At 71.1% G+C, this 14,222-nt stretch carries 15 protein-coding genes; 6 read left to right on the forward strand and 9 right to left on the reverse strand.

From position 1 onward, the window contains the following. Positions 1-37 precede the first annotated feature (37 nt). Genes OG453_RS17205 through OG453_RS17215 form a run of 3 tightly spaced genes read left to right on the forward strand, consistent with a single transcriptional unit; the run spans position 38 to position 3,097 of the window. Positions 38-802, forward strand: a complete 765-nt coding sequence (locus OG453_RS17205) for an SDR family oxidoreductase (RefSeq protein ID WP_266868765.1) — start codon at positions 38-40, stop codon at positions 800-802. After that, complete coding sequence (locus OG453_RS17210) at positions 799-2,481, forward strand: class I adenylate-forming enzyme family protein (protein ID WP_266868766.1); 1,683 nt, start codon at positions 799-801, stop codon at positions 2,479-2,481. The genes OG453_RS17205 and OG453_RS17210 overlap by 4 nt, the downstream gene beginning before the upstream one ends. A gap of 22 nt (positions 2,482-2,503) precedes the next feature. After that, complete coding sequence (locus OG453_RS17215; RefSeq protein WP_266868767.1) at positions 2,504-3,097, forward strand: TetR/AcrR family transcriptional regulator; 594 nt, start codon at positions 2,504-2,506, stop codon at positions 3,095-3,097. A 93-nt stretch (positions 3,098-3,190) separates the two neighbouring features. On the opposite strand, the gene OG453_RS17220 is transcribed toward OG453_RS17215, so the two are convergent. From OG453_RS17220 to OG453_RS17230, 3 genes are all read right to left on the reverse strand, one after another. Continuing rightward, positions 3,191-4,423: an acyl-CoA dehydrogenase family protein gene (locus tag OG453_RS17220; RefSeq protein WP_266868768.1), complete on the reverse strand. Its 1,233-nt coding sequence runs from the start codon at positions 4,421-4,423 to the stop codon at positions 3,191-3,193. A gap of 7 nt (positions 4,424-4,430) precedes the next feature. Next, complete coding sequence (locus OG453_RS17225) at positions 4,431-5,462, reverse strand: phosphotransferase family protein (RefSeq protein WP_266868769.1); 1,032 nt, start codon at positions 5,460-5,462, stop codon at positions 4,431-4,433. 223 nt (positions 5,463-5,685) lie between these two features. After that, entirely contained in the window at positions 5,686-5,982 is a 297-nt protein-coding gene (locus tag OG453_RS17230) for a hypothetical protein (protein WP_266868770.1), read from the reverse strand. A 168-nt stretch (positions 5,983-6,150) separates the two neighbouring features. Between OG453_RS17230 and OG453_RS17235 the strand changes: the two genes are divergently transcribed. Beyond that, positions 6,151-7,086: an NADP-dependent oxidoreductase gene (locus tag OG453_RS17235; protein ID WP_266868771.1), complete on the forward strand. Its 936-nt coding sequence runs from the start codon at positions 6,151-6,153 to the stop codon at positions 7,084-7,086. A gap of 25 nt (positions 7,087-7,111) precedes the next feature. Here the strand turns inward: OG453_RS17235 and OG453_RS17240 are convergent, their stop codons facing one another. The 6 genes from OG453_RS17240 to OG453_RS17265 all read right to left on the reverse strand — a co-directional run bounded on the left by OG453_RS17240 (position 7,112) and on the right by OG453_RS17265 (position 11,143). Then, positions 7,112-7,432 carry a DUF202 domain-containing protein gene (locus OG453_RS17240; protein ID WP_266868772.1) on the reverse strand — a complete coding sequence of 107 codons (321 nt, stop codon included), beginning with the start codon at positions 7,430-7,432 and terminating at the stop codon, positions 7,112-7,114. Then, a complete protein-coding gene (locus OG453_RS17245) occupies positions 7,429-7,821 on the reverse strand; it encodes a YidH family protein (RefSeq protein WP_266868773.1) in 393 nt (130 codons plus the stop codon). Before OG453_RS17245 ends, OG453_RS17240 begins: the two co-directional genes overlap by 4 nt. 40 nt (positions 7,822-7,861) lie before the next feature. Beyond that, positions 7,862-8,398, reverse strand: coding sequence for an NUDIX hydrolase (locus OG453_RS17250; RefSeq protein ID WP_266868774.1), 537 nt, complete (start codon positions 8,396-8,398; stop codon positions 7,862-7,864). Positions 8,399-8,413: 15 nt separating this feature from the next. Then, the gene (locus tag OG453_RS17255; protein ID WP_266869905.1) at positions 8,414-9,178 is read right to left on the reverse strand and encodes an SDR family oxidoreductase; all 765 of its coding nucleotides are present in this window, start codon (positions 9,176-9,178) and stop codon (positions 8,414-8,416) included. Between the two features lie 5 nt (positions 9,179-9,183). Further along, entirely contained in the window at positions 9,184-9,822 is a 639-nt protein-coding gene (locus OG453_RS17260) for a TetR/AcrR family transcriptional regulator (RefSeq protein ID WP_266868775.1), read from the reverse strand. A gap of 424 nt (positions 9,823-10,246) precedes the next feature. Continuing rightward, positions 10,247-11,143, reverse strand: coding sequence for a DMT family transporter (locus tag OG453_RS17265; protein ID WP_266868776.1), 897 nt, complete (start codon positions 11,141-11,143; stop codon positions 10,247-10,249). A gap of 221 nt (positions 11,144-11,364) precedes the next feature. Here OG453_RS17265 and OG453_RS17270 point away from each other — a divergent pair, with 221 nt between their 5' ends. Next, positions 11,365-13,020, forward strand: coding sequence for an FAD-binding dehydrogenase (locus tag OG453_RS17270; RefSeq protein WP_266868777.1), 1,656 nt, complete (start codon positions 11,365-11,367; stop codon positions 13,018-13,020). Positions 13,021-13,231: 211 nt separating this feature from the next. Then, positions 13,232-14,191 carry a hypothetical protein gene (locus tag OG453_RS17275; RefSeq protein WP_266868778.1) on the forward strand — a complete coding sequence of 320 codons (960 nt, stop codon included), beginning with the start codon at positions 13,232-13,234 and terminating at the stop codon, positions 14,189-14,191. Positions 14,192-14,222: the final 31 nt, after the last annotated feature.

Here is a 14,222-nt window from a genome sequence, read left to right on the forward strand (position 1 = left end):
GCGATCACAGCGGAGCCGCAGCCGAAGGAGACCGAACGTGGAGACCCTGCAGGACAAGGGAGTTGTCGTCACCGGTGCCGGAGGCGGCATCGGGGCCGCGCTGGCCCGCCGCTTCGCCGCGGCGGGGGCGCGCGTCGTGGTCAACGACCTGGACGCCGGCAAGGCCGAGGCGGTGGCCGGCGAGATCGGCGCCGTCGCCGTGCCCGGAGACGCCTCCACGATCGTGCCCGCGGCGACCGAGGCGCTCGGCGGCACCGTCGACGTGTACTGCGCCAACGCGGGTCTCGGATCCGGCGGCTCGGAGGCCGCGCCGGAAGACGTCTGGGCGAGGGCCTGGGACGTCAACGTCATGGCCCACGTCCGCGCGGCGCACGAACTGCTTCCCGGCTGGCTGGAGCGCGGCAGCGGCCGCTTCGTCTCCACCGTCTCGGCGGCCGGACTGCTCACCATGATCGGCGCCGCGCCCTACAGCGTCACCAAGCACGGCGCGTACGCCTTCGCCGAATGGCTCTCGCTCACCTACCGCCACCGGGGGATCAGCGTCCACGCGATCTGCCCGCAGGGCGTGCGCACGGACATGCTCGCCGCCACCGGCAGCGCGGGCGACCTCGTGCTCACGCCCACCGCGATCGAACCCGCCGACGTCGCCGACGCGCTCTTCGCCGGGATGGCCGAGGACCGCTTCCTGATCCTGCCGCACCCCGAGGTCGCCGAGTACTACCGGATCCGCGCCGCCGAACCCGACAAGTGGCTGACGGGCATGAACCACATCCAGCAGAAGTGGGAGGCGACGGAGCGGTGAGCGACACGTCCTCCAGCGCCTCCATATACGACGCCAAGCCCTGGCTCGGCCGCCTCAACGAAGCCCAGCGCGGGCCCGTCGAGCCCGCCGACTCCGTCGTGCACGCCTTCCGGGCCGCCCTCGCCAGGGCCCCAGAGCACACGGCCCTCGCCTACTTCGACGGACGCCTCACCTACCGCGAGACGGACGCCCTCACCGACTCCGTCGCCGGACACCTGGCCGCGCGCGGGCTCGCGCGCGGCGACCGGGTCGCCATCCTGCTGCAGAACACGCCGCACTTCGTGATCGCGCTGCTCGGCGCGTGGAAGGCGGGCGCCACGGTCGTGCCGGTCAACCCCATGTACAAGACGGCGGAGGTCGGGCATGTCCTCGCGGACGCCGACGTGACCGCGCTGATCTGCGCGGACCGCGCATGGGAGACGTATCTGCGCGAGACGGCCGCCGCTTCTCCCGTACGCATCGTGCTCACCGCCTGCCAGCTCGATCTGCAGAGCCGCGACGACGCCCGGGTGCTCGACTTCGAGCGTCTGCCGCAGGCCGCCGACGCCGAGGACCTCGTGACGGTCGCCCGCCAGGGACTCCCGGCGCCCACGGACCGTGAACTCGGCCCGGCGGACGTCGCGTTGATCAGCTACACGTCGGGCACCAGCGGCACCCCCAAGGGCGCCATGAACACCCACGGCAACATCACCTACAACGCCGAGCGGCAGCGCACCGGCTCCGGAATCCCGGAAGGCGCCTGCTATTTCGCGATGGCGCCGCTCTTCCACATCACCGGCATGGTCGCGCAGATCGCCGGCTGTATCGCCAACGCGGGCACCCTCGCGCTCGCCTACCGCTTCGACGCGGGAGTCGTCCTCGACGCCTTCGCCGAGCACAAACCCGCGTACACCGTGGGCCCCTCCACCGCCTTCATGGCGCTGGCCGCCCACCCCTCCGTGACGCGGGAGCACTTCGACTCCTTCGCGATGATCTCCTCGGGCGGTGCGCCGCTGCCGCCCGCCCTGGTGGAGAAGTTCGCCGCGAACTTCGGGCCCTACCTCCACAACGGCTACGGCCTCACCGAGTGCACCGCCCCGTGCGCCTCCGTGCCGCCCGGCCTCCAGGCACCGGTCGATCCGGTGTCGGGGACCCTCGCGGTCGGCGTACCGGGGCCGGAGACCGTCGTACGCATCGTCGACGACTTCGGCAAGGACGTCCCTTTCGGGGAGCAGGGCGAGATAGCCGTGCGCGGCCCGCAGGTCGTCCCCGGCTACTGGAAGCGGCCCGACGCCACCGACGAGGCCTTCCCCGACGGCGAGCTGCGCACCGGCGACATCGGCTTCATGGACGCCCAGGGCTGGCTCTACGTGGTGGACCGCAAGAAGGACATGATCAACGCGTCCGGCTTCAAGGTCTGGCCCCGCGAGGTGGAGGACGTCCTCTACACCCACCCCGCCGTCCGCGAGGCGGCGGTGGTCGGCGTCCCGGACAGCTACCGGGGAGAGACGGTCAAGGCGTACGTGAGCCTGCGGCCGGGGGCCGAAGAGGCACCGGAGGCGTTGGCGGACTACTGCAAGGAGCGGCTCGCGGCGTACAAGTATCCGCGGGCAGTCGAGATCCTGCCGGAGCTCCCCAAGACGACAAGTGGGAAGATCCTCCGGCGGGAACTGCGTTCCCGTACAGACAACGGTCAGTGACATCGGAAGGAAGGTGGCGGCAGTGGCCAGGACGACGGACGGTGACGGTACGCCCGTCCCTCAGCGGCTGCTCGCCGCCGCCACGCGGCTTTTCGCCGAGCGCGGCTACGACCGCACATCGGTGCAGGAGATCGTGGAGTCGGCAGGCGTCACCAAGGGCGCGCTCTACCACTACTTCGGCTCCAAGGACGATCTCCTGCACGAGGTGTACGCGCGCGTGCTCCGTGTCCAGCAGGAGCGCCTCGACGCGTTCGCGGACGCCGACGCTCCCATCGAGCAGCGGGTGCGGGACGCGGCGGCGGACGTCGTCGTGACGACGATCGACAACCTCGACGACGCGTCGATCTTCTTCCGCTCCATGCACCACCTCAGCCCGGAGAAGAACAAGCAGGTGCGGGCCGAGCGCCGCCGCTACCACGAGCGTTTCCGCGCGCTGATCGAGGAGGGCCAGGAGGCCGGCGTCTTCTCCAAGGCGACCCCGGCGGACCTGGTGGTGGACTACCACTTCGGCTCCGTCCACCACCTGTCCACCTGGTACCGCCCGGACGGCCCGCTCACCCCGCAACAGGTCGCAGACCACTTGGCGGACCTGCTGCTGAGGGCGCTGCGCCCGTAAGGAGCGCCCCTTCGGGGCGCCCCGAAGGGGCGCGGGGAACTGCGCGCCCAGCCACGACGGAGTCGCAGCGACGCACAGTCCCCCGGAAGGCGCTTACAGGTACTTCTTAAGCTCCCGCCGCGCCAGCGACCTCTGATGCACCTCATCCGGCCCATCAGCCAACCGCAACGTCCGCGCCGCCGCCCACAGTTCAGCGAGCGGGAAGTCCTGACTTACACCCCCCGCACCGTGCAGCTGGACGGCCTGGTCCAGGATGCCGACGACCGTACGCGGCGTCGCGATCTTGATGGACTGGATCTCCGTGTGCGCACCCTTGTTGCCGACGGTGTCCATCAGCCAGGCGGTCTTGAGCACGAGCAGCCGCAGCTGCTCCACGGCGACCCGGGCGTCCGCGATCCACTCCTGGACGACGCCCTGCTGGGCGAGCGGCTTCCCGAAGGCGGTCCGTGCCACGGCCCGCTGACACATCAGCTCGATGGCCCGCTCGGCCATGCCGATCAGCCGCATGCAGTGGTGGATGCGGCCGGGACCGAGCCGCGCCTGGGCGATGGCGAAGCCGCCGCCCTCCTCGCCGATCAGGTTCGAGACGGGGACGCGTACGCGGTCGAAGACGACCTCGGCGTGACCGCCGTGGTAGTGGTCCTCGTACCCGTACACCCGCATGGCGCGCCGGACTTCGAGCCCCGGAGTGTCCCTCGGGACGAGCACCATCGACTGCTGGCGGCGGATGTCGGCGCCGTCCGGGTCGGTCTTGCCCATCACGATGAAGACCTTGCAGTCCGGGTTCATCGCCCCGGAGATGTACCACTTGCGCCCGGTGATGACGTATTCGTCGCCGTCGCGCTCGATGAGCGTGGTGATGTTCGTGGCGTCCGACGAGGCCACCTCCGGCTCGGTCATCGCGAACGCCGAGCGGATCTCACCGGCGAGCAGGGGCTCCAGCCACTGCTTCTTGTGCTCGTCGGAACCGAACTGGGTGAGCACCTCCATGTTGCCGGTGTCCGGGGCGGCGCAGTTCAGCGCGGTGGGCGCGAGCTGCGGGGAGCGGCCGGTGATCTCGGCGAGCGGCGCGTACTGGAGGTTGGTCAGCCCGGCGCCGTGCTCGGCGTCGGGAAGGCTGTGCTGGTCTACAAAGAAAAGGTTCCAGAGGCCCTGCCTGCGGGCCTCGGCCTTCAGCTCCTCCACGATCGGGGGCGTGTCCCACGGAGAGGCAAGCTCGGCCCGCTGCTCGTCGGCGACCGCCTCGGCCGGGTAGACGTGCTCGTCCATGAAGGCGAGCAGCTTGGCGCGCAGCTCTTCGGTGTGCGCGTCGTAGGCGAAGTCCATGGCGGGCTCAGCCTTCCTTTCGTTCCTGGAGCGTGCTGAGGCCGTGCTCGATGAAGACGGGGACGAGCTCGCCGATGCGGTCGAAGCCCGCGCCGACCGTCTGGCCGAGCGTGTAGCGGTAGTGGATGCCCTCCAGGATCACGGCGAGCTTGAACCAGGCGAACGCCGTGTACCAGTCGACCGCCGACACGTCGCGCCCCGAGCGCGCGGCGTACCGCTCGACCAGTTCGGCGGCCGCCGGGTGTCCGGGGGCGCCGGCCGTGGTGCTGATGGGGGAGTCGGGCAGGTCGAGCCGGGTGCTGTACATGACGAGCAGGCCCAGGTCGGTGAGCGGATCGCCGAGCGTGGACATCTCCCAGTCGAGGATCGCCTTGATCTTGTCGTCCGGGCCGATCAGGACGTTGTCGAGGCGGTAGTCGCCGTGCACGACGGTGGCCGCGGGGGAGACGGGCAGCTTGCGGCCGAGCGCCGCGTGCAGCTCGTCGATCCCCGCCAGGTCGCGGTTGCGCGATGCGTCGAGTTGCTTGCCCCAGCGGCGCAGCTGCCGGTCGAGGAAGCCGTCGGGCCGCCCGAAGTCACCGAGGCCGACCGCCGCAGGGTCCACGGAGTGCAGATCGACGAGGGTGTCGACGAGGCCGGTGACGGCGGCCCGGGTGCGCTCGGCGCCCAGCGGTGCCAGCTCGTCGGCCGTGCGGTACGGCGTGCCCTCCACGAAGTCCATCACGTAGAAGGGCGCCCCGATCACGGAGTCGTCCTCGCAGAGCAGCACCGGCGTCGGCACCGGTACGTCGGTGGGGTGCAGGGCGCTGATCACCCGGTGCTCGCGCTTCATGTCGTGCGCGGTCGCAAGGACGTGCCCGAGCGGCGGCCGCCGCACGACCCAGCGCGTGCTGCCGTCCGTCACGGCGTACGTGAGGTTCGACCGGCCGCCCTCGATCAGCCGGGCGGTGAGCGGTCCGCCCACCAGGCCCGGCCGTTCGCGGTCCAGATGGCCGCGCAGCTGGTCGAGATCGAGGCCTGGCGGGTGGTCTGGGCTCATCTTCGCTCCTGATCGGACGGTCGACGTCGAATGCGGTGCCGGTGGTGTCGGCTGTGCCGCTCTTTATGATGCCGACCAGTCGGTATGTCGTCCAGAGCGCAGCGGGAACGTGATCAGGATCGCGGTCGCGCTCACCACCCCCGGCATGCCGATCCCCCGCCACAGACTGCCAGTTGGCGTCCGTGCGGGGGAAGGCGGCCGGTCCGTTCGGGGCGCGTGGCCCTCAGTGGTCGTCCCAGTGGCCGTCGTGCGGTGCGTGCCGGTGGCCGTCGTGGAGGTAGTCGACGTGGTCGCCGTGCAGGACCGACGTGTGTCCGCAGCCGTCGCCGTGCCGGTGGTCGTGTCCCTCGTGGATGGCGTGGCCGCTGGGCTCGCACTCGTCCCAGTGCCCGGAGTGCAGGCGGTGCATGTGGCCGTCGTGCGCGTAGTCGACGTGGTCGCCGTGCGGCACCTCCGGGTGCCCGCAGGCCGGGCCGTGGATGTGCTCGTGCACCGGGTGCTCGTGATGAAGCTGGGTCATGACGGGTACACCTTCTGTGGGAGGGGGTGACCCTCTCAGGCTAGCCCTCGATGCCCTTTTGATGGGGATATGGAAGCCTTGTTGATGTTTCCATCACTTCGCTTCCACTTCGCTTCTGTCACCGCACGACGGCACCCCTCACAAGGGCGATTCCACGAAGGCGATCCCATGAAGGCGATCAGCTACCGCCAGTACGGCGGACCCGAAGTTCTCGAGTACGGCGATGTCCGTGACCCGAAGGTCGGCCCCGACTCCGTCCTGGTGAAGGTCCGCGCCGCGTCCGTGAACCCCGTCGACTGGAAGTGCCGCGAGGGCCACCTCGACGCCATCATCGACCCCGTCTTCCCGGTGATCCCCGGCTGGGACGTCGCGGGCGTGGTGGTGCAGCCGGGCGCGTCCGTGCCGGAGTTCTCCGTGGGGGACGAGGTCATCGGATACGTACGCGAGGACTTCCTCTCCCGCGGCACCTTCGCCGAGTACGTCGCCGCCCCCGTGCGCACCCTCGCCCGCAAGCCGCGCAATCTGACCTTCGAGGAGGCGTCGGGCCTGCCGCTCGCCGGGCTCACCGCCTACCAGGTGATCACCAAGGCGCTCGCCGTGACGGAGGGCGACGTGGTGCTCGTGCACGCGGCGGCCGGCGGCGTCGGCTCGCTCGCCGTCCAGCTCGCCCGGCACGCGGGCGCCCGTGTCATCGGCACCGCGAGCGAGTCCAACCACGACTTCCTGCGCGAACTCGGCGCGGAACCGGTCACCTACGGAGAGGGCCTGGCCGAGCGGGTGCGGGCGCTGGCGGCGGAGGGGGTGGACGCCGCCTTCGACACGGTCGGCGGTGACGCCCTCAAGGTGTCCGCCGAGGTCCTCGCGCCGGGCGGCCGCCTCGCCTCGATCTCGGACCCCGCGGTGATCGGCCTGGGCGGCGACTACTGCTGGGTGCGCCCCGACGCCGACGACCTGCAGCGCTTGGCGCAGCTAGCGGAGCAGGACGTCGTCACGGTCCATGTCTCCGAGACGTTCCCGCTGGAGCGGGCGGCCGACGCGCACCGCCTGAGTGCGGAGGGCCGCACCCGGGGCAAGATCGTCGTGACGGTGGACTGGACGGACTGAAACGGGGCCACCGGGGCTCAGCGGCTCAGAGCACCATCGCCGTCGCGCACACCGCGAGCGCCATCGTGCACAGCGTCGCCGTCGCCGCCGCCCGCCGCGTGAGCGGGCGCGGCCTGCTCGTGGCGGACAGATCGGTGAGCCTGCGGTGCGCCACCGCGAGGAAGCCGAGCCAGAGCAGCAGGCCGAGGGCGCAGGCCAGGACGGACAGCATGGTGGCGCCGTCGTGCAGCGCCGCCCGTGCCGCGAGGACCGCGGCGACGGTGCTGGACAGCGTCGTACGCCGCCACGCGAGCCGCGTGCGCTCCGGCTGCAGCCCCGGATCGCGGACCGCGGCCTGATCCGTCATCCTTCCCACCCGAAGAGCACGATGACGACCATGGCGAGCGCCACCACCGCGACGGCCAGGCTCAGCAGCATCGGGAAGCGCGACGTGGGCAGATCCTCGCCCCGCCGCATCGCCCGCTCGCAGCGCACCCAGTGGTTGAGTGCGCGCAGCGAGCAGAGCACACCGGCGGCGAGCAGGGCCAGGGCGAGACCGATGCGCCATCCCCAGCGCAGGTCCGGCAGGAACTGGTCCACCGCGAAACCCCCGCCGATCAGGGCGAGCGCGGTGCGCAGCCAGGCGAGGAAGGTCCGCTCGTTGGCAAGCGAGAAGCGGTAGTCGGGGGTGTCGCCCTCCTCGCTGATCCGCTCGGGGGCGAACCACAGGCGCAGGCTCTGTACGAAGTTGCTCACCCGCCGCACACTAGCCCGCGCCACCTCGAGCCACCTCGCGCTACCGTGCGCGGAACTCCCGCAGCCGCTCGAAGGCGGCGAGCCCGTCCGGCGTCCACTCCCACTCGCCGAGCCGCCGCTCCAGCTCGTCCTCGGTGAGGAAGGCGTGCCAGTCGACCTCCTCGACCTGGGGGCTCACCGGCAGATCGCAGACCACCTCGTAGACGTACGACCACCAGGAGTGCCCCGCGCCGTCTTCGTACAGGAACTTGAACAGCGGGGTGGGCTGCGGGAGTCCACTGACCCCCAGCTCTTCCTGCGCCTCGCGCAGCGCCGCGTCGTCGTAGGACTCACCGGCCCCGACGACCCCTCCGACGAACACGTCGTAATGGGAGGGGAAGACGAGCTTGGTCGGTGTCCGGCGGTGCACGAAGACACGGCCCTCGGGGTCCCGCACGAGGATGAACGCGCAGCGGTGGCGCAGGCCCCGCGCATACACCTCACCGCGCGGGGCCTCGCCGACGACCTCGTCGTTCTCGTCGACGATGGCCAGGATCTCGTCGCGGGGGTCGGCCTGCCCTGATGTCACGTCAGTCATGCCGACCATCCAACCTCACTGCCCCATGACGTACTTCACGGTGGGTCCCGCGGTCCAGCCGCCGTCGACGGCGATCTCGGCGCCCGTCATGTACGAGGCGGCGTCCGACAGGAGGAAGACCATGGCACCGGCGATCTCGTGCGGCTCGCCGACCCGGCCCATCGGGGTGTTGGGGTACTTGCCCTCACCCTTCTCGATGCCGAGCTCGGCCGTCATCGGGGTGTACGTCATGCCCGGGTGGACGGAGTTGACGCGGATCCGCGCGGTGCCGAGCTCCACGGCACCGATCTTGGTGAGGCCGCGCACGCCCCACTTGGAGGCGCCGTAACCGGCGGTGAGAGCGAGGCCCATGAGCCCGGCGGCGGAGGAGATGTTGACGATCGACCCGCCCCCGTTCTCCTTCATCACCGGGATGACGCTCTTCATGCCGATGAAGACGCCGGTGAGGTTGATGTCGAGGACCTTGCGGAAGTGCTCGACCGACTCCGACTCCAGGAACTGGCCGGTGGATATCCCGGCGTTGTTCACGAGCCCGTGGATCCCGCCGAACTCGGCGACCGCGAACTGGGCGACGCGCTGCCAGTCCTCCTCGGACGTCACGTCGTGGTGCGCGAAGCGGGCGCGCTCGCCGAGTTCGGCGGCGGTGGCCTTGCCCTCCTCGTCGAGCACGTCCGTCAGGACGACGTTGGCGCCCACCGCGACCGCCTGCCGCGCGGCCTCGGCGCCGAGTCCGCGGGCGGCGCCGGTGATGATGACGGTCTTGCCGGTGAGGTCGTGCAGCTCGCTCATGGTTCTCTCCGCGGGGTGGGGGCCCCAAGCAGGGCCGTGGTGGTCTCGACGAGGTCCGCGAGGAAGAGCGGCTCGTCGGTCAGGGGGGTGGTGCCGGCCAGGTACTGGCGGGCGCGGTCGCCCATGGCGGCGCCGATGAGGGTGAGCGCGAGGTCGAGCCGCTCAAGGCGTACGGGCTCGGGGAGCCGGGCCGTCAGGCAGTCCTCCACACGGCCGATCAGCTCCCAGTAGACGGTGCCGTCGATGGTGGGGTGCGGGGTCCGGGTGCGTACGCCGCTCTCGTGGCTGAGCTGGGCGGAGATGCGCAGGCAGCGGCGACCCCGCTCCGAGCGGAGCTCGGTGGCTTCGGCGTTCACCAGGGCGGTGAGGAGGCGGGGCAGGCTGTCGGACGCGTCGCCGAGCTGCGCGAGTTCGGCCTCGAGGACCTGCTCGGTGCGGGTCTGGCGGGCGGCCATCACGGCGTCGAGCAGTCCTGCGCGTGAGCCGAAGTGGTACTGGACGGCGGAGGGATTGCTCTGCCCGGCGCTCCGCACGATGTCCCGGAGCTGGGCGCCGTCCACGCCTTGCGCGGCGAAGAGTTCTTCCCCGGCGCGGATCAGCTTCTCCCGGGTGTCGGATCCTGAGGTCCTGGCCATACGGCCACTGTAATGCTGCCCATTATTAAAAGCGAGGGAGTCCCTGCTCAAGCCCGCCGCTCCGCGGCGGATCTTTCCCGCCCACCCACCCGATTGCCCCGCAGCGGCCCCGGTCTGCCCACGCGCCGTCGTCGGCCGCGCCGCCGTACCGCCGCTTCGCGGCGAGTTTTCCCGCCCACCCGCCCGATTGCCCGGCAGCGGCCCTGGTCTGCCGACGCGTCGTCGTCGGCTGCGCCGCCGTACCGCCGCTTCGCGGCGAAAGCTTTCCCGCCCGCCCACCCGATTGCCCGGCAGTTGCCCGCCCATCCGTCGGTAGCTCTTTCAGCCCGTCCGGCGTTTGAGGACGAACTCGGCGGAGCCGGTGATGACGGCACGCGAAGCCCCCGCGCAGCGGGTTTTCGGGAAGGGGCGGGGTTGGGGAAAATCACCTGCGTTCCAGTTGCCGCACCCCTAAGCGCGTCTTGGCCCGCGGCATCGCCGGGTGCAACCCGAGCAGCACGATGCCGCCCACGATGGCCGCGAGGCCGACCACCTGCCAGGTCAGCGCGGCCGCATCCATCCGCAGCTGGTCCCCGAGAAAACCCACCCCGCACACAATCCCCGCCAAGGGCTGCGCAGCAGTCAGCGCAGGCAGCGACATCCGCAGCGGCGCGGTCTCGAACGCGCTCTGGACGAGCAGCAGCCCCGTCACGCCGAGCACAAGCACCGCGTACGGCTGCCACCCCGTGAGCAGATGGGTCAGGCCCCCGTCGTCGAACCGCTGCCCGCTCACCCGCGTCAACGCGTCCTGCACCCCGTAGAGGAGACCCGCCGCCACCCCGAGCAGCACGGGCCCGACCGTCCACCGGTGCCGGGACGCCTTCGCGTACGCCGTGAGGAGCATCGCCGTACCCACCATCACGCCCATGATCAGCCACTGCCGCAGCTGACCGGACTCCGCGGTCCCGCCCTGCGGCTGCCCCGCCACGATGAACGCCGTCACCCCGCCCGCGAGCAGCACGAGACCCGCCCAGCCCTGCCGCCCCAGGGGCTGCTTCGTCCGGTACCGGGAGAGCGTCAGGGCGAACAGCAGGTTCGTGGCGAGGAGCGGTTCCACCAGGGAGATCTCACCTTGGGCCAGCGCGAGCGCGCCGAGGACCATGCCGCACACCATCAGGCCGATCCCGCCGAGCCACTCCGGCACCTTCACCAGGTCGAGCAGGAGCCGCGGCGAGAGGAAGTCGCTCAGCGGGGCGCGCTGGGCGGCGTCCTGCTGGAACACGAAGCCGAAGCCCAGGCAGCAGGCGGCCGATACGCCGAGGACGAGGATCAGGACCGACACGTCGTACCTCGAGACGGGGGACGGGACAGGTGCTCAAGGCGGGCCACGGGGTGGGGACTTGGCGGGTACCAGGCCGACGATAGTCCCGTTCTCCGTGCCCCGCTCCGCGAGTGACCCGAACCGGGTAGTTGACGTGGGTCACCTGGGTACTCAGGATCTGACTCACCAGTAACTCCCCCCTTTGGTGCGCCCCCGCCCCCGTACTAGGAGGAACGACCCTTATGGCCTACGACGCAGATGTGATCGTGATCGGCGCGGGTCTCGCCGGGCTCGCCGCGACGGCCGAGCTCGTCGACGCCGGCCGCCGGGTCATCCTCCTTGACCAGGAACCCGAACAGTCCATCGGCGGGCAGGCGCACTGGTCCTTCGGGGGACTGTTCTTCGTGGACTCGCCGGAGCAGCGGCGCCTGCGGATCAAGGACTCGCACGCGCTTGCCCTGCAGGACTGGATGGGCACGGCCGCCTTCGACAGACCCGAGGACCACTGGCCGCGGAAATGGGCCGAGGCGTACGTCGACTTCGCGGCCGGCGAGAAGCGGTCCTGGCTGCACGGGATGGGCGTGCGGTTCTTCCCCGTCGTGGGGTGGGCCGAGCGCGGCGGGTACGACGCGCAGGGGCACGGGAACTCCGTGCCGCGCTTCCACATCACCTGGGGGACGGGACCGGGTCTAGTCGCACCGTTCGAGCGACGGGTTCGAGAAGGCGTCGCCCGCGGTCTCGTCCAGCTCAAGTTCCGCCACCGCGTCTCCGGTCTCTCCCGCAGCGCGGGCAGCGTCGACACCGTCACCGGAGAGGTCCTTGAACCCTCCGGTGTCGAGCGCGGCAAGGCCAGCAGCCGTGAGGTCACCGGATCCTTCGAGTACCGGGCCCAGGCGGTGATCGTGACGTCCGGCGGCATCGGCGGCAACCACGATCTCGTACGTGCCAACTGGCCCGAGCGGCTCGGCACTCCGCCCGAGCGGATGATCGCGGGCGTGCCCGCGCACGTCGACGGGCGGATGCTCGGCATCGCCGAGGGCGCGGGCGCCCGCCTGATCAACCGCGACCGCATGTGGCACTACACCGAGGGCATCCAGAACTGGAACCCCATCTGGGAGAACCACGGCATCCGCATCCTGCCGGGCCCCTCGTCGCTCTGGCTCGACGCGCGCGGCGACCGCCTGCCGGTGCCGCTCTTCCCCGGCTTCGACACGCTGGGCACGCTGGAACACATCATGAAGTCCGGGTACGAGTACACGTGGTTCGTGCTCAACCAGCGCATCATCGGCAAGGAGTTCACGCTCAGCGGCTCGGAGCAGAACCCCGATCTGACCGGGAAGTCCGTGCGCGGTGTCATCGAGCGCGCACGTGCCGATGTGGCGGCCCCCGTCAAGGCGTTCATGGACCACGGCGCCGACTTCGTCGTGGAGAAGGAGCTCGGCGCGCTCGTGCGCGGCATGAACGCGCTGACCAAGGAGCCCCTCATCGACGAGGCGGCGCTGCGCCGCACGCTCCAGGCGCGCGACCGCGAGATCGTCAACCCCTTCACCAAGGACCTGCAGATCACCGCGATCCGCGGCGCCCGCAAGTTCGTCGGGGAGCGGCTCATCAGGGCGGCTCCCCTGCACCCGATCCTCGACCCGAAGGCGGGCCCGCTCATCGCGGTGCGGCTCAACATCCTCACCCGCAAGACACTCGGCGGCCTGGAGACCGATCTCTCGTCGCGCGTCCTGGCGCAGGGAGGGGATCCGCTTCCCGGTGTGTACGCCGCCGGCGAGGCCGCCGGATTCGGCGGCGGGGGAGTGCACGGCTACCGCTCGCTCGAAGGCACCTTCCTCGGGGGCTGTCTCTTCTCGGGGCGCGCGGCCGGGCGCGCGGCCGCCAAGTCCGTGAGCTGAGAGGTCCGTTCGCCGCTGCCGCCGAGCGATCGGCGGCAGTTGTCCGAATCGTGTCCAAACGGGCGACCGCGCAGGTCGGGGTGAAGTCTGAGGGATTTGAAACGAGTTGGTGAAGGCCGCGACAGTGGGCTCACCTTGACTGGAGCGCTGCCTACCGCTTTGCTAAGCGTGATCATCCGTAAGCGAGCCGCGCCGGGGAGGAAGTCCCGCGGTGTCACCACCCCCACCCCCCTTGGGCCGTTCCCGCAAGCGAGCGGCGCACACCTTCGACTCCGCGCTCGACGACGCCGAACTGGTCACCGCCCGCACCGCGTTGGCCCAGGGCCGTTGGACCGAGGTCCGTACGCTGTTCGCCGACACCGGCGACGACTGGGACCGCAGGGGCCACCGGTTCGACGTACTCGCGCAGGAGCACTCCACCACCGCCTGGACCCGTGACTGGCGGCTCGCCGAGCCCGAGAGCACCGACGCCGCCGTGCTGCTCGGCTTTGCCGCGGTGCATCTCGCGCTGCGCGGCAAGGGGCGCCCGGAGAAGGCGCGGGAAGCCTGCCGGGATGCGGCGGCGCTGGTCCCCGCCGACCCCACGCCCTGGCTCGCGCTGCTCACCCTGGAGCGCACCCTTGGCCGCGAGGAGGACGTCGTGCGGCTCTTCGACGAGGTCCGCCACCGCCACCCCGAGCACCACCACGCCCACCATCTGATGGTGGCCAGGCTCGCCGAGCGGCGCCCCGCCGCGGGCCAGGACCCGCTGCACGAGGTGTACGACTTCGCCGCCTGGGCGGCCGAACAGGCCCCCGAGGACTCGCCGTTGGCGGTCCTGCCCGTCATCGCGCACGCCGAGCGCTACCGCGTCCTCGCCACCATCGGCAGCGAGCCCGCCGACCCCGCAGCCTCCGGGCACTGGACGGGCCGCCGGGCCCGCCAGGTCATGAAGGCGGCCTTCGACTGGTGGCTGGAGTGGGAGATGCCCGAGAGCAGGGCCCATCCGCGCTGCCGCGTCGACCTCAACTTCCTCGCCCACGCGAAGTTCTGCGAGGGCCGGGCCGCCGAGGCGGCCGCGCTCTTCCACCGCATCGGGCGGCACGCGACCAAAGACCCCTGGTCGTACCCGGACCGGGACCCGTACACGGCGTTCACCGCCGCGCGCGACGTCGCGCGCGGAGCAGCCTGACCCACCGCACCAATTCGTCCCCCCTGAAAGG

The organism is Streptomyces sp. NBC_01381 (genome assembly GCF_026340305.1).
Classification (GTDB): Bacteria; Actinomycetota; Actinomycetes; order Streptomycetales; family Streptomycetaceae; genus Streptomyces.